The organism is Cohnella sp. SGD-V74 (assembly GCF_003001675.1).
In the GTDB taxonomy this organism is placed as follows: domain Bacteria; phylum Bacillota; class Bacilli; order Paenibacillales; family Paenibacillaceae; genus Cohnella.
This window is the reverse complement of sequence record NZ_PVYW01000007.1, coordinates 303,192-328,321: the sequence shown is the minus strand read 5'-3', so window position 1 is coordinate 328,321 and position 25,130 is coordinate 303,192. Positions and strand designations below refer to the sequence as shown.

The 25,130-nt window shown below is 57.8% G+C and carries 22 protein-coding genes, 1 rRNA gene, 1 other RNA gene and 1 other annotated feature (1 of these 25 only partly in view); of the genes, 2 read left to right on the top strand and 22 right to left on the bottom strand.

All coding sequences use genetic code 11. From position 1 onward, the window contains the following. From B0G52_RS13595 to B0G52_RS13585, 3 genes are all read right to left on the bottom strand, one after another. Window positions 1-93: ribosomal RNA gene (locus tag B0G52_RS13595) — 16S ribosomal RNA — on the bottom strand; the annotation flags it as partial. A gap of 311 nt (window positions 94-404) precedes the next feature. Further along, window positions 405-671 carry a pro-sigmaK processing inhibitor BofA family protein gene (locus B0G52_RS13590; protein WP_094045069.1) on the bottom strand — a complete coding sequence of 89 codons (267 nt, stop codon included), beginning with the start codon at window positions 669-671 and terminating at the stop codon, window positions 405-407. Next, complete coding sequence (locus B0G52_RS13585; protein WP_094045067.1) at window positions 668-928, bottom strand: DUF2508 family protein; 261 nt, start codon at window positions 926-928, stop codon at window positions 668-670. The genes B0G52_RS13590 and B0G52_RS13585 overlap by 4 nt, the downstream gene beginning before the upstream one ends. Before the next feature lie 189 nt (window positions 929-1,117). Here B0G52_RS13585 and B0G52_RS13580 point away from each other — a divergent pair, with 189 nt between their 5' ends. Next, entirely contained in the window at window positions 1,118-2,812 is a 1,695-nt protein-coding gene (locus tag B0G52_RS13580) for a M3 family oligoendopeptidase (RefSeq protein ID WP_094045065.1), read from the top strand. Between the two features lie 66 nt (window positions 2,813-2,878). Here the strand turns inward: B0G52_RS13580 and recR are convergent, their stop codons facing one another. From recR to rpoE, 14 genes are all read right to left on the bottom strand, one after another. Beyond that, window positions 2,879-3,478, bottom strand: a complete 600-nt coding sequence (recR, locus tag B0G52_RS13575) for a recombination mediator RecR (RefSeq protein ID WP_094045063.1) — start codon at window positions 3,476-3,478, stop codon at window positions 2,879-2,881. Window positions 3,479-3,492: 14 nt separating this feature from the next. Beyond that, window positions 3,493-3,804: a YbaB/EbfC family nucleoid-associated protein gene (locus B0G52_RS13570; protein WP_094045061.1), complete on the bottom strand. Its 312-nt coding sequence runs from the start codon at window positions 3,802-3,804 to the stop codon at window positions 3,493-3,495. 29 nt (window positions 3,805-3,833) lie between these two features. After that, window positions 3,834-5,591, bottom strand: coding sequence for a DNA polymerase III subunit gamma/tau (dnaX, locus tag B0G52_RS13565; protein ID WP_094045059.1), 1,758 nt, complete (start codon window positions 5,589-5,591; stop codon window positions 3,834-3,836). A gap of 66 nt (window positions 5,592-5,657) precedes the next feature. Beyond that, the gene (locus tag B0G52_RS13560; protein WP_094045057.1) at window positions 5,658-6,770 is read right to left on the bottom strand and encodes an ATP-binding protein; all 1,113 of its coding nucleotides are present in this window, start codon (window positions 6,768-6,770) and stop codon (window positions 5,658-5,660) included. 192 nt (window positions 6,771-6,962) lie between these two features. Further along, window positions 6,963-7,228: signal recognition particle sRNA large type (gene ffs, locus B0G52_RS13555), an RNA gene on the bottom strand. Window positions 7,229-7,342: 114 nt separating this feature from the next. Next, a complete protein-coding gene (locus tag B0G52_RS13550; protein WP_094045055.1) occupies window positions 7,343-7,735 on the bottom strand; it encodes a hypothetical protein in 393 nt (130 codons plus the stop codon). Window positions 7,736-7,898: 163 nt separating this feature from the next. After that, complete coding sequence (rpmE, locus tag B0G52_RS13545) at window positions 7,899-8,096, bottom strand: 50S ribosomal protein L31 (protein WP_094045053.1); 198 nt, start codon at window positions 8,094-8,096, stop codon at window positions 7,899-7,901. 203 nt (window positions 8,097-8,299) lie between these two features. Continuing rightward, window positions 8,300-9,550 carry a radical SAM family protein gene (locus B0G52_RS13540; protein WP_094045051.1) on the bottom strand — a complete coding sequence of 417 codons (1,251 nt, stop codon included), beginning with the start codon at window positions 9,548-9,550 and terminating at the stop codon, window positions 8,300-8,302. A 22-nt stretch (window positions 9,551-9,572) separates the two neighbouring features. Further along, a complete protein-coding gene (gene rho / locus B0G52_RS13535; protein ID WP_094045119.1) occupies window positions 9,573-10,880 on the bottom strand; it encodes a transcription termination factor Rho in 1,308 nt (435 codons plus the stop codon). Between the two features lie 66 nt (window positions 10,881-10,946). Next, window positions 10,947-12,197, bottom strand: coding sequence for a UDP-N-acetylglucosamine 1-carboxyvinyltransferase (locus B0G52_RS13530; protein WP_094045049.1), 1,251 nt, complete (start codon window positions 12,195-12,197; stop codon window positions 10,947-10,949). 119 nt (window positions 12,198-12,316) lie between these two features. Next, entirely contained in the window at window positions 12,317-13,171 is an 855-nt protein-coding gene (gene fba, locus B0G52_RS13525) for a class II fructose-1,6-bisphosphate aldolase (protein WP_094045047.1), read from the bottom strand. Between the two features lie 138 nt (window positions 13,172-13,309). After that, complete coding sequence (locus B0G52_RS13520; protein ID WP_094045045.1) at window positions 13,310-13,705, bottom strand: response regulator; 396 nt, start codon at window positions 13,703-13,705, stop codon at window positions 13,310-13,312. Window positions 13,706-13,902: 197 nt separating this feature from the next. Then, a complete protein-coding gene (locus B0G52_RS13515) occupies window positions 13,903-15,507 on the bottom strand; it encodes a CTP synthase (RefSeq protein WP_094045043.1) in 1,605 nt (534 codons plus the stop codon). A 272-nt stretch (window positions 15,508-15,779) separates the two neighbouring features. Next, window positions 15,780-16,364, bottom strand: coding sequence for a DNA-directed RNA polymerase subunit delta (rpoE, locus tag B0G52_RS13510; RefSeq protein ID WP_094045041.1), 585 nt, complete (start codon window positions 16,362-16,364; stop codon window positions 15,780-15,782). Between the two features lie 392 nt (window positions 16,365-16,756). On the opposite strand from rpoE, the gene B0G52_RS13505 reads away from it, so the two are divergent. Next, window positions 16,757-17,902, top strand: a complete 1,146-nt coding sequence (locus B0G52_RS13505) for a S8 family peptidase (RefSeq protein ID WP_233162654.1) — start codon at window positions 16,757-16,759, stop codon at window positions 17,900-17,902. Window positions 17,903-17,905: 3 nt separating this feature from the next. Here B0G52_RS13505 and argS read toward each other — a convergent pair whose 3' ends face one another. Genes argS through B0G52_RS13480 form a run of 5 tightly spaced genes read right to left on the bottom strand, consistent with a single transcriptional unit; the run spans window position 17,906 to window position 24,927 of the window. Next, window positions 17,906-19,582, bottom strand: a complete 1,677-nt coding sequence (argS, locus tag B0G52_RS13500; RefSeq protein ID WP_094045037.1) for an arginine--tRNA ligase — start codon at window positions 19,580-19,582, stop codon at window positions 17,906-17,908. 5 nt (window positions 19,583-19,587) lie between these two features. After that, on the bottom strand, window positions 19,588-20,016 hold the full coding sequence (locus B0G52_RS13495) for a YwiB family protein (protein WP_094045035.1): 429 nt from the start codon (window positions 20,014-20,016) through the stop codon (window positions 19,588-19,590). A 48-nt stretch (window positions 20,017-20,064) separates the two neighbouring features. Further along, window positions 20,065-22,917, bottom strand: coding sequence for an ATP-binding protein (locus B0G52_RS13490; protein ID WP_094045033.1), 2,853 nt, complete (start codon window positions 22,915-22,917; stop codon window positions 20,065-20,067). After that, a complete protein-coding gene (locus tag B0G52_RS13485; protein ID WP_094045117.1) occupies window positions 22,910-23,275 on the bottom strand; it encodes a response regulator in 366 nt (121 codons plus the stop codon). Before B0G52_RS13485 ends, B0G52_RS13490 begins: the two co-directional genes overlap by 8 nt. Before the next feature lie 20 nt (window positions 23,276-23,295). Further along, window positions 23,296-24,927 (bottom strand): diguanylate cyclase, encoded by a 1,632-nt coding sequence (locus tag B0G52_RS13480; protein ID WP_094045031.1) that lies wholly within the window; start codon window positions 24,925-24,927, stop codon window positions 23,296-23,298. A 130-nt stretch (window positions 24,928-25,057) separates the two neighbouring features. Then, window positions 25,058-25,130: a binding site (T-box leader), on the top strand; it runs 161 nt beyond the window's last position.

Here is a 25,130-nt window from a genome sequence, read left to right as displayed (position 1 = left end):
TTGGGAGCAAGCTCCCTCCTAACTCCGCTCGACTTGCATGTATTAGGCACGCCGCCAGCGTTCGTCCTGAGCCAGGATCAAACTCTCCATGAAAGTTGATTAGCTCATTCACTGCTGGTATTGCTTGTTGTTTCTTACGCTCAATGTTCAGTTTTCAAGGTGCAATCGATGTTGCTTTATTCCGCCACCGCGTTAACAGCGACCTTTATAATATACCACAGCGCCCAACCGATTTGCAACAAGTAATTTATTCCAAGATTCGATCTTTTCTGGCGGTCATGTCGACCGCCCAAGAGGCGCGAGATATAATTTAACACACGCTAACCCTTCGCGTCAACCGCCTGACAAACATTTTTCGCGAAATCCTTAATATTTATTACAGCCACAAATTTCCCCATGCGCGTTCAAGCCAGCAGAGACCATTGCAACCCGAGCACAAGCCCGATACCGGGCACTCCGAGCAGCGCCACCGTTCCAATCGTGAATGGGTTAAGAGGCACGTACCAGCCCGTCACCCATCCCGAGAAATTTAGCGCATACAGCGCAAAAGCCGCCAACACCAGATGAATCCCGAATCTCGTCAACCATCCTTTAGGAACATTGCGTTTAAGAAGAACGACGATCAACGACAAGCCCGACACGACGAGCAGCGCAAGCCAGAACGTTTTCATTTCGCTTCTCGGACCTCCTTAACAAAATCGGCCGATTCGCCCCATTTCCCTTTCGCCTGTTTAAGCAACATGCCCAACTTCTTCTCCGCGGCTTCCAGACAGAAGATCGCGTAGTCCACATGATCCTCTCCCAGAGCATGCTGAAATCTCCACTCCGCGTTTTTCCACTCCTGCTCGGCTCTCCGAATGTCCGCGATCAGCGCCTGGTTTTCGAGCGGCAGCACCGCGCTTGAGGCGCGCTTTTTGAACCATTCCATTTTCGAATCCTCCTCGCTTTACTCATGAATACCCGAATCGGGGGACAACCTATTGTTATTTCTATGAGAAAGCTAAACTCTCTTAGAACCGCTCGGCCGACAAAGCAGGGTTAACAAGTTGTTTCATCGAATAAGCATGAGAGGATGACAAGGTTCATTCATGGATAAAAACAAGGCAGGTGCGACCCTATGAAATTTACAGAGTACCGATACGAGCGTCCGGACGTTCAACAGTTCGAACGCAGCTTCAAAGCTCATCTGGCGGCATTCGCTTCCGCCGACAGCTACGAGGAACAGGATTCGTCCATGACGGAGATCAACAAGCTTCGCAACGGATTCGATTCGATGAGGGAAATCGCGGGCATCCGACATTCCATTGATACGGAAGACGAGTTCTACAAAGCCGAGCAGGACTTCTTCGACGAAAACGGCCCCGTAGTCCAGGAATACGTAACCGACTATTACCGGGAGCTGGTCCATTCCAAGTTCCGTCCGGAGCTGGAGACCAAGTGGGGAACGCAGTTGTTCCGGCTGGCGGAGCTGTCGCTTAAGACGTTCAGCCCGGAAGTGATTGAAGATCTCCAACAGGAGAACAAGCTGACGACGAAATACGCGAAGCTGATCGCCTCGGCCAAAATCCCGTTCGAAGGCGAAGAAAGGACGTTGGCCCAACTGGCTCCGTTCCAGCAATCGACCGACCGGGACGTTCGGAAGCGAGCTTCCGAGGCGTCCTCCGGATTCATGGCAAGCCACGAGGAGGAACTGGACGGCCTGTACGACGAGCTGGTGAAAGTGCGAACGAGAATCGCCGCCAAGCTCGGCTTCCGCAACTTCGTCGAGCTCGGCTACGCAAGAATGAGCCGGACCGATTACGATGCGGGAATGGTGGCGAACTTCCGCAGTCAGGTGCTGGAGCACATCGTGCCGATCGCATCCAAGCTGAAGGAACGGCAGCGGGAGCGGATCGGCGTCGATCGCCTGCTGTACTTCGACGAGAACTTATCTTTCCTGTCGGGCAACGCCAAGCCGAAAGGCGATCCCGATTGGATCGTGGCCAACGGGGAGAAAATGTACGCCGAGCTGTCCCCCGAGACGGACGCCTTCTTCCGCTTCATGCAGGATAACGGATTGATGGATCTGGTCAGCAAAAAGGGGAAGCAAAGCGGAGGGTATTGCACGTACATCAGTCAATACGAAGCGCCGTTTATTTTCTCCAACTTCAATGGAACGGCGGGCGACATCGACGTGTTGACGCACGAAGCCGGCCACGCCTTCCAGGTGTACGAGAGCAGAAAGTTCAAGGTGCCGGAGTACAGCTTCCCGACTTACGAGGCATGCGAAATTCATTCGATGAGCATGGAGTTTTTCACTTGGCCGTGGATGGACCTGTTCTTCCTGGAGGAGACGGACAAGTACCGTTTCCAGCACTTGGCGGGCGCGCTGCTCTTCCTCCCTTACGGGGTTTCCGTCGACGAATTCCAGCATTTCGTGTACGAGAACCCGGAAGCGACTCCGGCGGAACGCAAGCAAGCCTGGCGGGACATCGAGAAGAAATATCTCCCCCAACGCGATTATGCGGACAACGGTTATTACGATCGGGGCGGATACTGGCATAGGCAGGGCCACATTTTCAGCTCGCCGTTTTATTACATCGACTACACGCTGGCGCAGATCTGCGCGTTTCAATTCTGGAAGAGGATGCACGAGGATCGCAGCGCCGCGTGGGCCGACTATCTGCATCTGTGCCGACTGGGGGGAAGTCTGTCGTTCACCGAGCTGGTGAAGGAAGCCGGTCTGATCTCTCCGTTCGAGGACGGCTGCGTCACCTCGGTCATCGGAAGTATCGAGAACTGGCTGAACGGCGTAGAGGATCAATCGTTGTAGGAAAAGGAAAACCCCGAGTTCGCCTTCATGGGCGGGTCTCGGGGTTTTGAGTATGGCGCTGGCGCGTCAATTCAGCTCTCTGCGACCTTCCAACGCCTTGGAGATCGTTACTTCGTCCGCGTATTCCAAGTCTCCCCCAACCGGCAATCCATGCGCGATTCGGGTAACCTTAATGCCGAACGGCTTAACCAGACGGGATAAGTACATCGCCGTCGCCTCGCCTTCGATGTTCGGATTGGTCGCCAGAATCAGCTCCTGCACCTGCTCGTCGCCGAGCCTGCGCACCAGTTCCGCGATCCGAATATCGTCCGGTCCCAGGCCGTCCATCGGAGAGATGGCTCCGTTAAGAACATGGTAATGCCCGTTGTACTCGCGGGTTCTTTCCATCGCTACGAGATCCTTCGGCTCCTGCACGACGCAGATGACGGAGGCGTCCCGCGCTTTGTCCGAACAAATGCGGCAAGGATCCGTGTCGGTAATATTGCAGCAGACGGAACAATAAGTCAGATTGCGCTTGACGTTCACCAACGCCTTGGCGAAATCGATCACGTCTTCTTCTTTCATCCGCAGGACGTGGAACGCCAGCCTTGCGGCCGTCTTCGGTCCGATGCCGGGAAGGCGGGAGAAGGAGTCGATTAGCTTGGCGATCGGTTCCGGATAGAACAAGGGCTCAGTCTCCTCTAGAACAAGCCAGGGATCTTCATGCCCCCGGTATACTTGCTCATATCTTGGTTGGCCAGATCGTCGGCTTTGGTGAGCGCGTCGTTAACGGCTGCCAGAACAAGATCCTGCAGCATCTCGACGTCTTCCGGGTCGACCGCTTCCGGCTTGATCTTGATGTCGAGCAGCTTCTTGTGCCCGTTGACGACGACGGTCACGACTCCGCCGCCCGCGGATCCTTCGATCGACTTGTTGCCGAGCTCCTCTTGGGCTTTCAGCATTTGCTCCTGCATCTTCTTCACTTGCTTCATCATTTGGTTCATGTTGTTCATTTCGTGCAACCTCCCGTAGGTTTGTTTTTTTAATCGTCCTTAATCGTGACCAGGTCTTCTCCGAACAGCTTCACGGCCTCGTCTACCCAAGGCTCGCTGCGGCCGCCGTCCTCCCCCTCGGGAACGAGCTGCAGCTCCTCGGCCTCGGAGGCTCCTTGCGGCTTGCCCTCCGATTCGGCGAGCACCTCCTGCCACTCTCGCTGGAGAGTGGTGACCAGCTGCGTCGGACTGCCGAAGATGGAGCTCAGCACCCCTTCGATTACCCCTCTGTTGGCCGGCTTCTCGGTCGTCTCCCGGTGAATCGTGTTCTTGAAGGCGACGAGAATCGAATCCTCCGCGAAGGAGACCGGCTCCCCGTCCACCAGCCAAGCGTGAACGGTGACCCGCTCTTCCTTGACCCTCTGCATGATTTGCGGCCACTTCGTCAGGTAGGAGCCGGCGGAACCGCGGGCTTCCGCGAATACGACCAGCTTCTGCCGCGATACCGTCGACACCCGCGGCGCGGGAGCGCCGGCGCCACTCGCTCCGCGCGAGCTTCCCGGCCCCGCGGCCGGCTTGCCGCCCGGAGCGGCGATCGACGCTCCGCCGCTGATCAGCGCGCCCAGCTTGTTCTCCAAGGCCGCGATCTGCTGCTTCAATTGGCCGATTTCTCCCCGGCTCACGCCCGCCTCGGCGGAGACTGGTGCGGACGATTGCTCGCCGGCGTCGCCGGAGCACAGCTTGAGCAGCGCAATCTCGAACATCGTCTGAGGATGCGCCGCGTACTTCATTTCGCTTTGATAACGATTCAACAGATCAATGATAGCAAATAACCGCTCGCGAGAAAATCCGGAAGCCATTTCCTTAAGCTCGGCAGGGTTAGCCACTCTTCCCGAAGAGTCGCCGGCTTCCGGAGCAAGCTGCGCCAGCAGCAGATCCCGGAAGTAGTGCATCAGCTGCTCCAAGCATTTGTCCGCGCTCTTCCCCGCCTTCATCATTTCGTCGATCTCGACCAGCACTTTGGAAGCGTCGTTCTCCCGGATGGCGGCCGCCAGTCTGGAGAACTGCTCGGAAGGCAGCCCTCCCGTCGCTTCGACCGCTTGGTCCAGACTGACCCGTCCGCCCGTAAACGAGGAAATTTGATCAAGCAGACTGAGCGCGTCCCGCATGCCGCCATCGGACAGTCGGGCGATGTAGCGAAGCGCCTCGTCCTCCGCGGAGATGCCTTCCTCCGCGCATATCTCCTTCATCAGCCCCGTCTGCTCCTCCAGCGGAACCCGTCGGAAATCGAATCTCTGACAGCGAGAGATGATTGTCGGAGGCAGCTTGTGCGGCTCCGTCGTCGCGAGGACGAACATCACGTGGCCGGGCGGTTCCTCCAGCGTCTTCAGCAACGCGTTGAAAGCCTCCGTAGTTAACATATGGACTTCGTCGATAATATACACTTTGCGCCGCACTTCGGTCGGCGAATATTTGACTTTATCGCGAATGTCGCGAATTTCCTCCACGCCGCGATTGGATGCCGCATCGATCTCGACGACGTCCATGACCGAACCGCCGGTAATCCGTTCGCATTGCGAACACGAGTTGCATGGCTCGGGCGAAGGGCCGTGTTCGCAGTTGACCGCTTTCGCCAATATTTTCGCCGCGCTGGTCTTCCCCGTCCCTCTGGGCCCGCTGAACAGATAGGCGTGAGAGAGCCGATCTTCGCGAATCGCGTTCTGTAAAGTCTGTACGATATGCTGCTGCCCGACCATGTCCTTGAACGTCTGGGGACGCCAGGCCCGGTACAAAGCCAAATGTGCCATTGCTTGTCGCTCCCGTCGGCTTGCCGTTTCACCCATTATACATCATCGGATGGATGCGCTCCACCTTCAAGAACAGGGAAGACTGACGACGAACAGCGTTCCGCCCCCGTCCGAGGCCACTTCGATGCTTCCTCCCAATTCGTCCACGATCCGTTGGCAGACGGACAACCCCAGTCCCGTGCCTTGGGGCTTGGTCGTGAAGAACGGATCGAATACCTTCTCCAGCACCTCGGGCGGAATTCCCGGTCCCGTATCCCGGAACTCTACCGCAACCCGGTTCGGCTCCTCCGCGCCGCAGCACTCGCGAATTATTAAAGTCCCTCCTCCGTCCATCGCTTCGATCGCGTTTTTTCCCAAGTTCAGGAATACCTGCTTCAGCAGCTCCTTGTCCGCCAATATCGGAGGCATTTCAGGCTTGGGGTAATAAATCACCGTTACGTTGTGCAGCAGCGCTTCATTGCGGATCATCGGCAAAATTTCCTGGATGATCCCCCCGACTCTCATCGATACTTGCCGTAATTCCTTGGGCTTGCTGAGCAGCAAAAATTCGCTGACCAGATCGTTCACCCTATCCAGCTCGGACAATACGATGCCGACGAACTCTTGCTCTTTCTCCATATCGCGATCCCTAAGGGACTTATTCAGAAGCTGCATGAATCCTTTGATGGCCGTTAGCGGATTGCGAATCTCGTGAGCCGTGCCCGCCGCGATCTGACCGATCGTCTTCAGCCGATCCGAACGCCGAACCTGCTCCTCCAATGCCATTCTGTGCGACACGTCGCGGAACAGCACGAAAGCGCCCGTCCGCTCCTCCCCTTCCGTCAAGCTCTCGCCGTCGATCATCAGCATATGCACCTGTTTGTCCTGCTTCCAGTTCAAGACCCTGTTGCGGAAGGTCTGTCCTTCGAGCAAGCTGCGGTCGAACGGCCGGGGCTGCAATCCGACCTCGTCGAACCATCTCTCCGCATGCTTATTGACAATATCGGCGCGAGGAAGGCCGCACAGCGAGACGATCATGTCGCTGACTTCGACGATGCGAAAATCCGAATCCAGCAGCATCACGCCGACTCCCTCCATGCTGAGAAACCGGTTGACGAATTGCCGGACATAACGTTCCCGCTTGGCATCGCTTCCGGCGGCCAGGCGGATTTCCGCGAGATTTGCCGGTTCGTCCATCATTTTCACTTCACCTCCGGACTACGATCCAGCAATTGTAAATATTCGGTATATCGCGCGATTTCCCTCCTTCCGACTATGTGGGGAGATGTATTTTCTTCGCCGGCCAGGCTTGTGACGCATAGCGGCATTCCGGAATAGAAAAAGCACCATGACTGAATCGTCATGGTGCTGTGCTCGTATTCGGAATCAGAACCGTGCACCTGATCTCGATAATTGTGAACCAGCCGAATAGGAGCGAGTCGCTCAAGCAAGGCTACCCTCCAGCACAAGAACTAAACCACTTACGGCTGCTTCCTTCCGGACCTGACCGGGTTCATGGCCGTCCCTCGCGGAGGACCCTGCCGTCAACACGGCAACGCGCCTACCGGAACCTGCATCACAAAACCTCAAACAGGAATTCAACCTCGCTGGAGCGGATTGCGAGTTACAGGGCACCGCTACCTCCCCGTCTAGCACGGCAAAACTAAGTATAGCGAGTTGCGAGAGGAAATGCAACCGAAGGAAACAGTTCCCGGTAAAAACGGCGCCCCGGCCGACGAACAACTCGTGTGCCAAACAGGGCAAACCGCACCTTATTTCATCGACTGGACATGAATCGTATACCGGGGATAGTTAAAGCGAAGCACCGTCGCGGCCTGCTGTTCGACCGTCGGTATTTCCCGCGGGGCAAGCCCTTCCGCCAGCTTGATCGTGACGTAAGCGTCCGAACCGTTGAACGTGACGTTGGAATCGGCTACTCCGGGTACGTTCTTGATCGCTTGCCGCATCGTCAGGTTGTCGTTTCTGTAGTCCGTCACGATATGGTGACCCGGCAGTCCGGGGTGGGTATTCGTCTGGCCGAGATAACCGTCCTGCCTGTAGTTTTGCGGTTTCACGCTCGAACCGGCTTTCCCGTTGTTCGCGCAGCCGGAGAGCGCGAGCAGCAGACAAATTCCGGCAAGCGCCGTTTGCCATTGCCTTTTCATGAAAAAAACCTCCCTTTTATCCCGTAGGATTTCAAAGGAGGCTTATCTCTATACGGCCCTTTTTTTGCACGTTACGACAACCGAGCGTATCTGACGATACTGGCTAACGGTTGCGATTACGACAACCGAGCGCGTCTGTCGACGCTGGCTAACGGTTGCGTGATTAGATACCGTATTTTTTCTTAAACTTGTCAACGCGACCGCCCGCATCGATAAACTTCTGTTTACCGGTGTAGAACGGATGGCAAGCCGAGCAGATTTCCACTTTCAGATTCGACTTGATCGAACCTGTTTCGAAAGTGTTGCCGCATGCGCAAGTCGCCGTAACTACGTTGTATTGCGGATGAATGGATGGTTTCACAGGTTTCACCTCTTTCTGCCCTGGATCAACAGTCGGACCCAGAGTATTAGACACATGAACAGAGTATACCACTTCCGTATACGGAAGTTCAACCGTATTTATTTCGAATACGGAATGGAGAATTTAACCGGCATTGCCGCACGAGCTGCGTCAGATTTAATGGACGTCCGCTTGTCCGCCCTATCCGTATTCGCGGCTCAGCGCTATGACGACATAACCGGAGGCACGTGCGTGTACGAGCCGATGACGACGTCCGGCAGCTCCTGCTTGTAGATGTCGAGCAGCGTCTTCATGCCGTAAATCTCTCCCTGAGCGGGCGGGATAAGCTCCAGATAAGCGTCCGGATCGATGTTCAGGTTCCGCATCTGGATCAGCTTGAGCCCCGTCCTGCGAGCGAAACCGATCATCGCCTCGATCTCCTCCTCGCGGTCCGTGACGCCCGGGAAGATCAAGTAGTTGATCGACGTGTATACGCCCTTGTCCGCCGCGTACCGAAGCGACTTCTCCACGTTCTTAAGCGTATAGCCGCGAGGCTTGTAGTACGCGTTGTAATGGTCGTCCAGCGCGCTGATCGTGCTGACGCGCATCAAGTCGAGCCCGGCGTCCGTAATCGCCCGCAGATGGTCGGACAGCCCTGCGTTCGTGTTGATGTTGATGTAGCCGAGCGACGTCTTCTCGCGCACGCGCTTGATCGCTTCGATAATCGTCTTCGCCTGCGTCGAAGGTTCCCCTTCGCAGCCTTGGCCGAAGCTGATGATCGACTGCGGCGTCTTCAGGTGCTCCAGCATAATATCGACGACTTCGTCCACCTCGGGGCGGAACTTCAACCGCGTCTGCGGAGCGACGAAGCCGCTGTCGTCGGGCTGCTCCGAAATGCAGCCGTAGCAGCCGGCGTTGCAGGAGAACGACACGGGGACGGCGCCCTCAAGCCGCTGCAGGAACGTGTTGGAGGCCGTAAGGCACTCGTATTCCAGCGCACAGTGCGACAAGTGCTTATACAACCGGTTGTCCGGATAAGCCCCGAGCAGCCGGTCGACTTCGAGCTTCAGCTCGTTGCGGTCGCAATTCTCGGGATTCCACGGTTCCGGATCGTCGCTCTGCCCGGCCGCGACGTAGAACCCGCCGTCCTTCCAGACGACCGCGGTATAGCCGAACAGAGGAAACTTCTGCGATTTGTCCGTCTTCGAGTAGCCGGGAACGTAAAAGCGCGTAAAGCCCTGCGGCAGCAGAGCTCCCACCGCTTGATAGTTGCCCGGGAGCAGCTGCATCCTGCCGCTGTCCGGGTCCATGCCGATCGCCCGTGTATGCGGCAGGCCGACAAGCGTCGCTCCCGCAGGCAGCGGAATGAGCTCGTCTTCGAGAAGCTCGACGAGATTGTCGCCGCTGCGGGCTACTCCGAACAGCTCGGGGTGATCGAATACGTTGCCTTGTTCGTCTGCATATACCAGGTGCATCGCTTAACCTCTCCTTCGAGACTCAGGTGCTGCTCCGAGGAGGCCGGCGTCCGCCGGTGCTTGAAGAATGGCTGGAGGAGCTTGGCGCGCTCGATGGCGCGTTGACGTCCAGCATATCGAGAAACTCCTGGTTCGTCTTCGTGTTAGCCAGCTTCTTCAGGAAGCCCTCTACGTATTCCATGGAATCGTTCATGCTCTTGCGGATCGCCCACAGCTTGTCGAGCGCTTCCTTGTCGAGCAGCAGCTCCTCCCGTCTCGTCCCGGAACGACGGATGTCGAGCGCCGGGAAGATACGCCGTTCGGAAAGCTTGCGATCCAGGTGCAGTTCCATGTTGCCCGTGCCTTTAAATTCTTCATAGATGATATCGTCCATACGCGAACCGGTCTCCACGAGCGCGGTGGCCAGAATCGTCAAGCTGCCGCCCTCTTCGATGTTGCGCGCCGATCCGAAGAAACGCTTCGGCCTGTGGAACGACGCCGGATCGATACCGCCCGACAGCGTGCGTCCCGAAGGAGGAACGACCAAGTTGTACGCCCTCGCGAGGCGAGTGATGCTGTCCAGCAATATAACGACGTCCCGCTTATGCTCCACCAGACGCAGCGCGCGTTCGAGCACCAGTTCCGCGACTTTGATATGGTTCTCCGGCACCTCGTCGAAAGTGGAAGCGATCACCTCGCCCTTGACCGAACGCTGCATGTCCGTCACTTCCTCCGGACGCTCGTCGATCAGCAGCACGAACAGATCGATTTCCGGATGGTTGGTCGCAATGCTGTTGGCGATTTCTTTCAGCAGCAGCGTCTTGCCCGCTTTCGGCTGTGCGACGATCAATCCGCGTTGGCCCAATCCGACGGGTGCGATAAGATCCATGATGCGGGTAGACAGGTGAGTGGGAGACGTTTCGAGCTTGATTTTTTTCTGCGGGTAGAGCGGGGTGAGTGCGGGAAAGTGCAGGCGTTCCGCGGCGGTTTCCGGAGCTACGCCATTGACGGCGTTCACTTGCAGAAGGCCGAAATAACGTTCGCTCTCCTTCGGAGCCCGACATTTGCCGGATACCAGGTCCCCCGTGCGCAAATCGAATTTGCGAATTTGCGAGGCCGAGATGTAGATATCCTCCGGACTCGGCAAGTAGTTGATCGGCCTCAAGAACCCGAAGCCTTCCGACAGAACCTCCAGTACGCCTTCCATATACATGAGGCCGCTTCGTTCCGCCTGCGCGCGCAAAATCGCGATGATCAATTCTCTCTTTTTCATCTGGGCATAGTTATTGATCTGGTGCTGCTTGGCGAGCTTGTACAGCTCGGTCAGCTTAAGCCCTTCCAGATCGCCCATCGTTAGATCGGTCAATGGAATCCCTACTTTTTGTGAATTAAGGTGAACTTCGAATCGCAATGAAAACTAGCCGTCTCTCCATACTTCGGCGCCCAGATTGCTGAGCTGCGCGACGAGGCGTTCGTATCCCCGGTCGATATACTCGACCCCGCTGATCTCCGTCGTGCCTTCTTCAACCGTCAGCGCGGCCACGACGAGCGCGGCGCCGGCGCGAAGATCGGCGGCTTTGACCTTGGCGGCGTTGAGGGGAGCTCCCTCGATAATGGCGGACCGGCCTTCCACCCGGATTTGCGCGCCCATGCGCACCAATTCGGGAACATGCTTGAACCGGTTGTTGTACACGTAATCCGAGAGGACGCTGACTCCGCGGGCCTGCGTGAGCAAGCTCGTCATCGGCGACTGCAGATCGGTGGCGAAGCCAGGGTAGACGAGAGCTTTGACGTCCACGGCCTCGTAGAGGGATTGTCCGACGACGCGGATCGCTTCGTCCATCTCGTACACGTGTACGCCCATCTCCTGCAGCTTGGCGGTCATAGCTTCCAGATGTTTCGGAATGATATTATCGATAAGGACGTCGCCCCGGGTAGCCGCAGCGGCGATCATGTATGTTCCAGCTTGTATGCGGTCGGGAATGATCGAATGGCGGCATCCGTGCATCTCGCGGACGCCCTCGATGCGAATCGTCTCCGTGCCCGCTCCTTTGATCTTCGCTCCCATCGCGTTGAGCAGAGTCGCCACGTCGATGATCTCCGGCTCCTTCGCCGCGTTCTCGATCAGGGTTAACCCTTTGGCGCGCGAAGCCGCCAGCATGATGTTGATCGTAGCTCCGACGCTCACGACGTCGAGATAGATTTTGGCCCCTCTCAATTCCTTGGCCCGGATCCGAATAGAACCGTGATCGTTCGTCACTTCGGCGCCAAGCGCCTCGAAGCCTTTAATATGCTGATCGATCGGGCGCGGTTCGAAATTGCAGCCCCCGGGCAGACCGATCGTCGCTTCCCCGAATCTACCTAACAAAGCCCCCATTAAATAATAAGATGCCCTTAATAGCTTGACCCTTCCGTTCGGCATCGGAACCGATGTCATCGCGGACGGATCGATCGTCATTGTGTCTTCTTGCCATGTTACCTTGCCGCCGAGTTGTTCCAGAAGCTCCGCGTAGACCGCTACGTCGCTTAGCTGCGGGAGGTTGTCCAGCCTGACTTCGGATTCTGCCAGTATTGCAGCGGGAATAAGGGCGACGGCGCTGTTCTTCGCGCCGCTGATTCCGACCGTCCCTCTGAGCGGTCGGCCTCCGCGGACCATCAATTTATCCATGAATGCCGTCTTCCTCCTCGTGTTGTTGCCGATGGGAATCACCGGCACATGAAGGAACGGGAAAACGCCCCATGACGTTTTCCCGCGTTAAAATACGATGATAGGATGCTGTTACTCGATTATGCTTTGTTGCTGCTTCCGAACAGGCGGATTTTCTCCTGTACGACGGCTTTCATGGCGTCGCGGGCAGGCGTCAAATATTTGCGAGGATCGATCACGCTGTCGTTCTTGCCGAGAACGTCGCGAATAGCGGCCGTGCAAGCGACTTGGTTCTCGGTGTTCACGTTGATCTTGCCCGCTCCGGATTGAATCGCTTCGCGAATCATGTCGTCCGGAACGCCGGAGCCGCCGTGAAGAACGACAGGAACCGGAATTTTGGCTACAACCTCTTTGATGATATCGAAGTGGATTTTCACTTCGCCTTTGTACATGCCGTGAGCCGTACCTACGGCGATAGCCAGACAGTCGACGCCCGTCTCTTCGTAGAAACGGATCGCTTCCTCAGGTTTGGCCAACTTCGCGTCCGCTTCGTCCACGCTCAGATCGTCCTCGACGCCGCCGATCGTGCCCAGCTCGCCTTCGACGGATACGCCCATCGCATGAGCAGCCTTAACGACTTCCTTGGTCAAGCGGATGTTGTCCTCGAAGGAATGGTGGGAGCCGTCGAACATAACGGAAGAGAAACCGGCGCGGATACATTTCATTGCAATATCGAAATTGCTGCCGTGATCCAGGTGCAGCGCGATAGGCAGACCGGATTTCTCGGCGGCCGCCTTGGCGATCGCAACCGTATACTCCATCCCCATATATTTCAGGGCGCCTTCGCTGACGCCGAAAATGAATGGGGAATTTTCCGCGATCGCAGCTTCCGTGATCGCTTGGGCAAACTCCAGATTGTTCATGTTGAACTGACCGATGGCATACTTGCCGGCTTTGGCTTGAGGTAAAAATTCGGACATCGATACTAATGGCATAGTGTACAATTCCTCCTGCGGTTTCATTCGATTTCTCACGCATCGTACATACTGCGTTATTATAACACAAAATAACTTTGCGAGGTAAACCGAACTCTTGTTTCCAGGTTTAACCGCGCCTCCTGCCCGGGAGCGGAATCACGAGCCGGTAGCGAACTGGGACGATGATCCGTGCCCAAGCTGCATATTGACGGCCAGCCTCATCTCGTCGATGTCGAACGGCTTCGTAAAATGCATCAGCGCGCCCAGATCCGTCGCTTCCTTGATCATATCCAGTTCTCCGTAAGCGGTCATCATGATGACCTTGATGTCCCGGTCGTACTCCTTGATCTGCTTGAGAATCTCAAGCCCGTCCATCCCTGGGATCTTCATGTCGAGCAGAACGAGATCGGGACGGTTCGTGCGCACGATGTCCAAAGCCGTTCTTCCGTTCGCCGCTTGAAAGGTGTCATAGCCCTCGGTAGCGAAAACCTCCAACAACAAAATGCGGATACCGACCTGATCGTCTACGATCAATAATCTTTTCTTGTCCAAGAGCTCATCCCTCCGAATCACTGTTGTAGCCTTATTCGTGACCAGAAGCGTGAATTCCTTCTCTTTCCATGTAAAAATATGTACAGCGTTTCAAATATCGATTATTGACACTTTGCAACCCTTCTTATTCAACGTTCCTCCAACATCCGAAAAAAAGGCTGTCCCACATTGTGGGACAGCCCGTCGCTTCTTCCGGATTACGCCTCGGAACGACGCAAGGCCGCTTTCACGAATTCGCGGAACAACGGCTGCGGACGGTTCGGGCGCGAGGTGAACTCCGGATGGAATTGCACCGCCAGGAACCAAGGATGGTCAGGCAGCTCGACCATCTCCACGAGACGTCCGTCCGGCGAAGTTCCGGAAATGAGCAGGCCGGCCGATTCGATGCGCTCGCGGTACTCGTTGTTGAACTCGTACCGGTGGCGGTGACGTTCGTAGACGAGCTCGTCCCCGTAGCATTGCGCCGCCAGACTGCCCGGCACCAGCTTGCACGGATAGAGGCCGAGGCGCATCGTGCCTCCGAGGTCCTCGATATCCTTCTGTTCCGGAAGCAGGTCGATGACAGGATACGGCGTCGCCGGGTGAATCTCGGAGCTGTTCGCGCCGTCCAGACCGGCCATGTAACGGGCGTACTCGACGACCGCTACCTGCATGCCGAGACAGATGCCGAAGAACGGCGTGCCGCTCTCGCGGGCGTAACGGATCGCGGTGATTTTCCCTTCGATGCCTCTGTCTCCGAATCCGCCCGGCACGAGAATGCCGTGGACTCCGCCCAGCTTCTCCTCCACGTTGCCCGGCTCGATCTCTTCTGCGTTCACCCAGCGGATGTTCACTTCGGAATCGGCGTCGATGCCCGCGTGAGCGAGCGATTCGACGATGCTCAGATAAGCGTCGTGAAGCGCCACGTACTTGCCCACGATCGCGATTTCCGTCGTCTTCTTAAGCGACTTCACCCGGTTCACGAGCGCTTCCCACTCCGTCATGTCCGGAGCGCCGGCGCTCAGATTCAGATGCTTGACGACATAGTCGTCCAGCCCCTGCTCGCGCAGGTTAAGCGGAACCTCGTACAGCGTCGAGGCGTCGCGGCATTCGACGACCGCGTTGGCGTCGATGTCGCAGAGGGACGCGATCTTGCGTTTCAGATCGTCGGCCAGCGGATACTCCGTGCGGCAGACGATGACGTTCGGCTGGATGCCGATGCTGCGCAGTTCCTTCACGCTGTGCTGAGTCGGCTTCGTCTTGACCTCTCCAGCCGCTTTAATATAAGGAATGAGCGTCACGTGAATATACATCACGTTATCCCGTCCGATGTCGCTCTTGATTTGGCGAATCGCCTCAAGGAACGGCAAGCTCTCGATGTCTCCCACCGTGCCGCCGATCTCCGTGATGACGACGTCCGATCCGGCTTCCTTGCCCGCGCGGAAGACGCGGTCCTTGATCTCGTTCGTAATGTGCGGAATGACTTGCACCGTGCCGCCGAGATATTCTCCCCGGCGCTCCTTGCTGATGACTGTCGAATAAATTTTGCCTGTCGTCACGTTGCTGTTCTTCGATAGATTGATATCGATAAACCGCTCGTAGTGTCCCAAATCCAGATCGGTCTCCGCCCCGTCGTCGGTCACGAACACTTCTCCGTGCTGGTAGGGACTCATCGTCCCCGGATCGACGTTGATGTACGGATCGAACTTCTGAATGGTCACCTTAAGCCCGCGATTCTTAAGCAACCTGCCCAGCGAAGCGGCCGTTATGCCCTTGCCGAGCGAAGAGACGACGCCCCCCGTTACGAAAATATATTTGGTCACCCTGTACGAAACCTCCCGCTGCCTGCTGATGCGGCATTCTCGATTAGCTTTGCCTGAAACTGTTTTTCCCTTGCAAAACCGGGGGAAAAAATAAAAAAGTGTCACCCAATAAATGGGGGCACTTTTCAAGATCCATCACTATAGAAAACCGCGCTTCTAAAGCCCAAGCCTAAGTTTAACTTCTGGAATGGGCGGTGTCAAGTAGAACGGTTCCCCCATTTCGCCAACGGGAAAGCCGGATTCTCGCGGCGCCCGGAAGCGCCGCGGACCGGTCAATTATCGTCTTCGTCGTCGAACTCTTCGTCTGCAGCTTCCTCTTCTTCGTCGTCGAAATCGTCGTCCTCGTCGACCGGTTCAATCTCTTCGTCGATCTCGGCTTCTTCCTCGTCCTCGAGCACGACCTCGTCGTCGGCGTCCGCAGCTTCTTCGCCTTCTTCGAACACGCCCTCCTGGTCCTCGTCGAACAGATCGTAGCTCTCGTCGTCTCCGGACGCGACTTCCTCGTCTTCGCCGTACAGATCGTCGTCTTCGTCATCGTCGTCGTCGTTGATGATGCGAGGACGCTTCGCGCCTCCCATCTGCTCGTCGGAACGCTCGACCGGATACCAGCGCTTCAGGCCCCAGACGTTGCCGCCTACGCAGGCGAATCTTCCGTCGATATTGATTTCCGTGTAGAGTTGGGCAATGACTTCCGTGATTTGCTCCTGGGACAATCCGCGCATCTTGGCGATTTCCATCATCAGATCGCGATAGTAGAACGGGGTGTTCGCTGTCTTCAACAGCTCATAAGCCAGATCGACCATCGGCATCTCGCGGATTTTCTCGGAGTCGATTTTCAGCACGTATTCGGCGCTCACGCGACTTCCATCCTCTCTGTATGTGAACCGGTATAAACCTTCACGTTAATTTGTCAACCTTTAGTAAACCGTATTTCGCCTAAAATTGCAAGTCGCGAAAACGAAAAAGCGAAGGCGTGTCCCCGGCGGACGGCGCCTTCGCTTTTCGACTGTATCCTTCCCGGCCGCTCCGCGGGCGGAGGAACCGGCATGACCAAGAGTCTCACCGGGAAACTCTCCATTCATCCTATGTCGCAGAGGCGAAAATGACACGGGACGCCGCCTATTTCCTGTTAAAAAGGCCACATTCCCAAGCTTTTGCCTCCGGCCTCTCATACAGTAGAGGATACGGCAGGGAAGCTCGGCCCGTTGCGCCGTCTTGCCCTGCACATTCGTCCGGGAGGGAAGCCGCATTGGAGGATGCAAGCCAAGCCGTGGACGGACTCCACGAATCCCCTGGCCCGCCGAAGGAATACGGCCGAAGACAGATCGTGCGCTTTCTCGATCGCCGCGATTACGAACGTTTCCTGCAGCAATGGCGAATAGGCGCCCCCAGCTCCGGAGAGCCGAATGGCGGCATTCGCCCTCTCCCGCTCATTCAGGCGGTCTCTTGCCCCGCCGACGATGCTCTCCGCTTAACCTCAGCGCTCGCCGGCAAGGCGGTCTGCGAAGAAGACGCGCCGGTCTGGACGCGCGCGCTGCCCAAGGGAGCGATCGTCACCGATAAAGGCATTCCTTGGGGCGTGCGCCGCATTCAAGCGCCGCAAGCCTGGGGGAGAACGACGGGATATCGGGTGAAAGTGGGCGTTATCGACACCGGGGTAGATTACGGACATCCGGACTTGCGGCATTCGCTCGAACGCGGCATCAACCTGCTGAACCGGATGGCGCTGCCCCAGGACGACAACGGCCACGGCACGCACATCGCCGGAACGATCGCCGCCGCCAACGAGCTTCAAGGCATGATCGGCGTCGCTCCGCGCTCGATGATCTATCCGGTCAAAGCTTTCGACCATAACGGCACCGCCTACGTCTCCGACATCGTCCTGGGCATCGAATGGTGCGTCCGCAACCATATGGACGTCGTCAATATGAGCTTCGGCATGCGCACGAAAAGCCGCTCCCTGCTCAGCGCCGTCAATCACGCCTACCATTCGGGCGTGCTGATCGTCGCCTCGTCCGGCAACGAAGGCCGGGTCGGGGACATCGATTATCCGGCAGGCTTCGGCCAGACGATCGCCGTCGGAGCGACGAACCGGACCGGACGCATCGCCAAGTTCACGAACCGCAGCTCGCTCATCGATATTTACGCTCCCGGCGATCGGATCATGTCTTCTTGGCTGAAAGGCAAGCATCGCGAGATGAGCGGCACGTCGATGGCCACGTCGCACGTGACGGGAGCGATCGCCCTGCTGCTGTCGCTGAGGCCGGGACTCTCCCCGGGGCAGATCAAGTCGATCGTCAAGAACGCCGCCGTCCCCCTCAGAAGCGCGAAAGCCCCCCGGACGGCCGGGGAGCTTAACGTAACGCGCATCTTAAGCGCGGTGGATCAATTGTGAGCTTTACATTTTGTCCGGGGCGGACACGCCGACGAGCGCCAGCGCGTTCGCGATCGCGATTCGGATCGCGGCGAGCAGCTGCAAGCGGGCCTGACTCTGCTCCGCGTCCTCGGTAATGACGCGCTCCGCCTTATAGTAGCTGTGGAACTGGGAGGCCAGTTCGTAGACGTAGCGGATGATTGCGTGAGGCGCGTAGATGCGAGCCGCTTCCGCGATCGTCTCCGGCAATTCCCCCACCTTCCGCAGAAGGTCGAGCTCCTGTTCGGCCGTCAGACGAGTCAAGTCGACTTCCGTCCAATTCCGAACCGCCACTCCTTGCTCCTCCGCCTGGCGGAAAATGCTGCATATTCTCGCATGAGCGTACTGAACGTAGAACACCGGGTTCTCGTTGGATTTCGACACGGCCAGATCCATGTCGAAATCCAGATGGGAGTCCATGCTCCGCATCGTGAAGAAATAGCGGATGGCGTCGACTCCGACCTCGTCCATGAGATCCTCCATCGTGATCGCCTTGCCCGTACGCTTGGACATTTTCACTTTCTCGCCGTTCTGGAACAGGCTGACCATCTGGGCGATCAACACGGTCAGCTTGTCCGGGTCGTTGCCCATCGCCGCCATTGCCGCCTTCATCCGCGGAATGTAGCCGTGATGGTCGGCTCCCCAGATGTTGATCATCTGGTCGTAGCCCCGTTTGTACTTATCCATATGGTAAGCGGCGTCCGGGGTCAAGTACGTATAGCTGCCGTCGTTCTTCACGAGCACGCGATCCTTGTCGTCGCCGAACGTCGTGGACGCGAGCCAGACCGCTCCGTCCTGATCGTATACGTGTCCCTTGGCGCGCAGCGCGTCGAGCACTTCGATCACCTTGCCGGATTCGTAGAGCGAAGTCTCGCTGTACCACTCGTCGAACCGCACCCCGAACCGCGCCAGATCGCGCTTGATCTTGGCCAGCTCCTTGTCCAGCCCGTAACGGCGGAAGAACGAGAAGCGCTCCTCGTCGGACAGGGACAGCAGCCGGTCTCCTTCTTCTTCAGCCAACTCTTTGGCGAAGCCGACGATGTCCTCCCCGTAATACCCGTCTTCCGGCATTTCCGCTTCCTGACCCAGCGCCTGACGATAGCGCGCCTCCAGCGACTTGGCCAGATTGTTCACCTGGTTGCCGGCATCGTTGATATAATATTCGCGCCTCACCTCGTAGCCGGCCGCGGACAGCACGCTGCAGAGCGCGTCTCCGACTGCCGCTCCGCGCGCATGGCCCAGATGCAGGCTTCCCGTCGGGTTGGCGCTGACGAATTCGACCTGAACTTTCTTGCCTTGCCCCGCATCGATATAGCCGTACTTATCGCCCTGAGCGAGCGCTTCGCCGACAACGGGGTACAGATAACTCTTGTCCAGACGGAAGTTGATGAAGCCCGGACCGGCAATTTCGGCCGATTGAATGTAGGCCCGTCCCTCTTCCAGCTTGCCGATGATGGCCTCGGCGATCTGCCGCGGATTTCTCTTCGCGATCTTCGTCAGCTGCATCGCCAGGTTCGTGGCCAAGTCTCCGTGCGCCTTGTCCTTCGGAACCTCCAGCGCGATGACCGGCAGTTCTCCCTTGTCCGCGACCAAGCCGGCCGCCAGCGCCGCGTCCGCCAGCGCCTCTTTCACCGATAATTGCAATTGTTCCAATACGCTCATCTAGCTTATTCCTCCCGAATATCGAGCCGGATGCGGAAGCTTCCGACCTTCTGATCTTGCATGAGCAGGTCGTACGACCACTCCACGCGGCCGCCGGAATCCGACACTTCGCTGTCGAGCAGCGAAGTGAGCGCCTGCACGCCGTGAAGTCCGTACGGCGTCTCCATCTTGCCCGTCTCGAGCTGTCCCTGCCGAAATTTCTGCTCGAATAATATCGAACCCCGCCGCCTGAGCTGCAGCTCGTTCTCACGAATGAACAGCGTGTTGTTTGCTTGCACGCCGTTCTCGTCGGGCTCCTCGATATAGGTCAGCGCCCAGCCCGTATTCAGGCGGAACAGCTCTCCCGGCATCTCCGATCGCCGTACGCTTCCGTCCTCCTGCCAGCTCCGGAAGCCGACTTTTACTTTCCGCTTGTCCGGCATCGCCGTTCTCACCCACGTCTCATACTCTTGTTACTACTATATACAGAACCCTCGGCCAATTCAAATCGAACGGCCGGCGACGATGCGTCCCAGCGCTTCGGCCAGCTTGCCGGGAGGATACGGCTTGACGAGATATTCCGTAACGCCGAGACGCCGAGCCCGCTCCTGTTCCTCGAAGGCGCTCGACACGACGATCGGCACGTCCCGAAGACGCTCGTCCCGCTTGATCCGTTCGGCAAGGAGCCAGCCGTCCGTCCCGCGCTCCAGCACAAGATCGAGCACGACGGCAGCGGGAATGAAAGATTCCAGCGCCTTCATCGCAGCCTCTTCGTTGGAGAACCGGCTGACTCCGTAGCCGGAAGCTTCCAGCTCGTCCGCCAGCAGATCGGCCAAGTCCGGATCGTCCTCGATCAGGTAGATCTCCGCCGCGCGCTCCCGTTCGGAACCCGCCGCAGCTTCTCTCCGCCAGCTCTCCGCCGGCTCGGCCGGCAACGGAAGCATCAAGGTGAACGTGCTGCCCCGTCCGTAGACAGACGAAGCGGACACCTTGCCCTTATGCACGTCCATTATCTCCTTGACGATGGCGAGCCCGAGTCCGGTGCCCCCGATCTCCCGGCGATCCGAATTGTCTACGCGATAAAACTTGGAGAACAGCCCCGGCAGCGATTCCGACGGGATGCCCAATCCTTCGTCGGCGACGTCGATCCGAAGATGCCCGTCCTCCATCCCGCAAGCGACCGTCACCGTGCCTCCGTCGGGGGAGTACTTGACGGCGTTGCCGATCAGGTTCATGAACACCTGCTTCAGCTTGTCCGCGTCCGCGTATACTTCCGTCTCGTCCGTATTTTTTACCCATTCGAACGTGTGATTGGCCGAGGCCACCTGCTGCATCTCGAGCACTTCCCGGATGAGCGGAACGACGCTCACCTTGGCGAAATCGTAAGATTGCCTGCCGGACTCCATCCGCTGCAAATCGAGAAAATCGTTGATCAGAGCCGTCAGACGAGACGCTTCCTTATGAATGGTGCGGATGTATTTCTTCTGCCTCTCCGGGGCCAGCTCTTTGTGCAGCAGCAGCTCCGCGAAGCCGAGCACGCTGGCCAGCGGCGTCCGCAGCTCATGGCTGACCGTGCTGACGAACTCCGATTTCACCCGATCCATCTCGTGCTCTCTGGTCACGTCGCGGTGGACGAACAGCGTGCCGATTCTTTCCTCTCCCCGGTACAGCGGCTCGTAGTACATCTGAATGTGTCGCTTGACCGGCCCTTCCCATTCGTAGACGATGCTCTTCGCCTCCGTCTCCTGTCCGTCCACGATATCGGAGATGAACTTCCCGAACGGAACGGGATCCTTGACGTAAGGCTGAACGTAAGCGCCGTATTGTTCGATGGTCGGATTCCAGCTCCGGCCGGCTTCGTCGCCCATCATCTCGATCCATTTCGAGTTGACGAGCACCGTCGTCCCTTCCTTGTCGATCAGCTGCACGCCTTCGTGGAGCGAATCCAGCGTATTTTGCACCATTTGGCGCTGGCGTTCGGCTTTCTCGTACAGTTCCAGCTTGTCGAGGGAAATCGAAATCTGTTTGGCGAAGGCGGACGCTTCGGCTTCTTCCCTCTCCGTCAGCGCCGACCCGATCCGGGTGAGCACGATGCATGCCGTCACCTTATTGTCGGAGTTCAAGACGGGCAAGTAAAAATCGCAAGCCCGCAGCCCGTCGGATTCGCCGTGATACCCGAGTTCAGCCGACGTGGCCGGACGTTCGAGCGCATACGCCGTTCCGCTCTCCTTCACTCGCGCGAGCAGCCCATCGTCCGCCGCTTCGACGAATCTGCGGATCGCCTCCTCGGACAATCCGTACGCGGCATGGTCCCGATCCGCGGTCAGCCGGATAACGATGCCTTTGTCGGCTTTCAGAATATGCACCATGTTGCGAATGATGCTCTTCAGCAGCTCCGACCGGTCCAGCGTGTTCGCCAGAGCCTGCACGAACTCGTTGCCCCGCCGCAGCCTCGCCTCGTTCTCTTCCATGAGTCCAAGCGCCTTCGTCAGCTCATCCTGCTGGGCTTGCAGTTCTTCCTGCTGGGCCAGCAGCTCTTCGTTCTGAGCCAGCAGCTCCCCGGCCTTGGCCTGAATCTCGGACATCATCGCCTCCATCGCCCTGGCGAGTCCTCCGATCTCGTCCTGCCTGTTCGTATACCGAATATCCTGCTCGCGCCCCGCGGCGAATTGCTTCGCGTTGGCGGCCAGCCTGCTGATCGGCATCCCGAAATCTCTGGCGACCATGAAGATGACAATGCCGGACAGGGCCACGATCCCGGAGACGTAGACGATGAACTGAATGTTACGCTTCGTTACGGAATCGGCCAGAAGCGCGCTCGTCTCTTCCAGCTTCTGCTGATAGAATGCATGGAGCTCTCTCGTCTCCTGGACCAGGCGCTCCAGCATCCGCCCCTCCTCGGAAGCGAACATCCGGCGCAACTCCGCCCTGTCGTTATCCTTCGCCAGCTGCGCCGCATCCGGAAACCAGCCTTTAAAATACCGGTCCCGGAATCTCTCCGACTCCGCCGCGAACTCCTGCTCGCGCCCCTCCAACGAAAGCTGCGTGTATTGGGCGATCACGGCGCTCAATTGATCCCCGGCGCCGACCACAAACTCGTATTCCCGATCGTCCGGCGCCGCCAAATAAGCGAACGAACGAATGGAAATGCCGTTCAGATGCATCATCGCCTCTTGGGTCAGCTGCTGCTTGAGCTTGTAACGGTCGTGCACTTCCCGGTATTCGTTCTCAATCTGGCGATCGCTCCAGTAGATGAACGCCGCGCCGACAAACACGAGCAGAAGCAGCACGAGCATCAAGCTCGCGAATCGGGTCGTGATACTCCTTTTATAGTAATGGCTCTTCAAGCTACGCATCGAGCATTTCCCCGATCTTCTGCACGAGAGCGAGCGGGCTGAACGGCTTGGACATGAAGTCGTTCGCTCCGGCGAGCAGCACCCTGTCCCGTTCCGCCTGCTGGCTCTTGGCCGTCAGCATCAGAATTTTCAGATGCTTCCCATCCGGCAGCTGCCGAGCCTTCTCGATAACCTCATACCCCGTGTACTTGGGCATCATGTTGTCCAGAACGACGAGATCGTAGGAGCCTTCCGCGATTCTCTCCAACGCCTCTTCGCCGTCGCAAGCCAGATCGACTTCGTACCCTTCATCCTCCAGCGTATCGGCCAGCAGCATGCGCAAGGCGGATTCGTCTTCCGCCACCAACAACTTGAACAATGCGATCACCGTTCTTTCTTCTAGTTGAAATCCATTCTTTGCATCAAGCGCAAAATCCGCGTCCGCAGATCCTCCAGCCGGAAGGGCTTGGTCACGTAATCGTCAGCCCCGAGCTTCAGAGCGCGGACGATGTCGTCGTTGTCCGAGCGTCCGGTCAGCATAATCGCCGAATAGCGGTTCGATTCCGATAGGGAGCGCAGATGGCTCAGCACCTCCAGCCCGTCCATTCCCGGCAGCATGCCGTCCAGGATGACGATATAGGAAGCCTTCTCCCGATACCAGCCGTCCTCCAGGAAGTCCTCGCCCGCCTTGTATGCGCGAATGTCCCCGCACCTGCCCGGACCGATCGCCTCCAGCAAATATTCGGTCAGCAGCGCCCGCACGATCGGGTCGTCGTCGACGATCGCGATTCGCGGCTTCCTCGCCAGCGGCTTGGACTCCGCGTCCCGGTTCACCGCTTCGACGCGGTTGCGTCCGAGCTCCTTCGCCAGATACAGCGCCTGATCCGCCAGCTCCAGCCACTCCCGGCAGCGGGTCGGATCCGGCTCGACGATCTCGATGACGCCGGCGGAGAAAGTGACCCGCAATTCCTCTTCCTTCTCCCCGAAGTCGATCCGGCCGAACGCGTCCCCCAGCCTCTTAAGCAGCGAACGGGCGTCTTCCTCGCGCGTTCTCGGCAGCAGCAGGATGAATTCCTCGCCGCCGTAGCGGATCAAGACGTCCGCCGCGCGCATGTGCGACTTCAGGAACGCCGCGAACTCCGCCAGCACCCGGTCGCCGGCGATATGGCCGTAACGGTCGTTGATCGACTTGAAATGATCCAGATCGACGATCGCCATCGTGAAATGCTCCTGGATTCTCTGCGCGTCCAGGCAGAGCGTCCGGTATGCCTCCTCCAAATATTTGCGGTTGTAGACCCCTGTCAGCTCATCGATGAACAGAAGCTCGTCCAGCTGCTTTTTGCGTTTTAACTGCCGTTGGATCCGTACGAGCAGCTCCTCCATGTCGAGCGGCTTGTCCAGAAAGTCATCCGCTCCCATCCGGAAAGCCCGCAGCCTCGTCTCCCGGGCGGTGTCCATGCTGATGACGGTCGTCGGAATGTACCGCTTGCGGATCTGCTCCTTGATCGCGTCCATCACCTCGAACCCGTCCTGCTCGGGAATAAGCAGATCGAGAATGAAGCAGTCCGGCGCACGGTCGTGAAAATAATGGATGGCCAGCGCGGGATTCACGGTCGCGATGACGTAATAGCACTCTCTCTCCAGCTCTTCTTTCAGAAAGTGCAGCAGCGCCGCGTCGTCGTCGAGAATAAGGACGAGCGGCTGGTCGCCCAACTGGTCGTTCTCCGCGCTCACGAGCGAAGAATGAACGCCTTCCTGATGCTGAATCTCGTAGCAGACGGCGATCAGCTCGATCATGAACGTTCGCAGCTTCTCCGGCTCCCACGGCTCGTCTTCGGAACGATGCCGCATCCGCTCCAGCAATTCTCCCGATATGCCGTAAAGCTTGGTCAGGCCGATCGTGCCGGACGTGCCTTTCACGGAATGCAAAAACCGCTCCGCTTCCACGCCGGGAATAGCGGAGCTGGATTCGAACCATATTTCCAGTTGCTTGCGGATGTTGGCCAGCAACGCGTCTTGATATTTCTGCACGGGAACCCTCCTGAGCGAAACATATAGCTCTACTATTATATCGGATAATTCCAAAACAAAGGTAACAACTTGAACGGGATGAACGCGGATTGTCACCCGGGACCAAAATGGCTATAATGTACGAATAACGATAACGACGATGAACGAGAGAGTACTTCGTTTTTCCTGACTGCAGCGAGCCGGGGATGGTGGGAGCCGGCGCG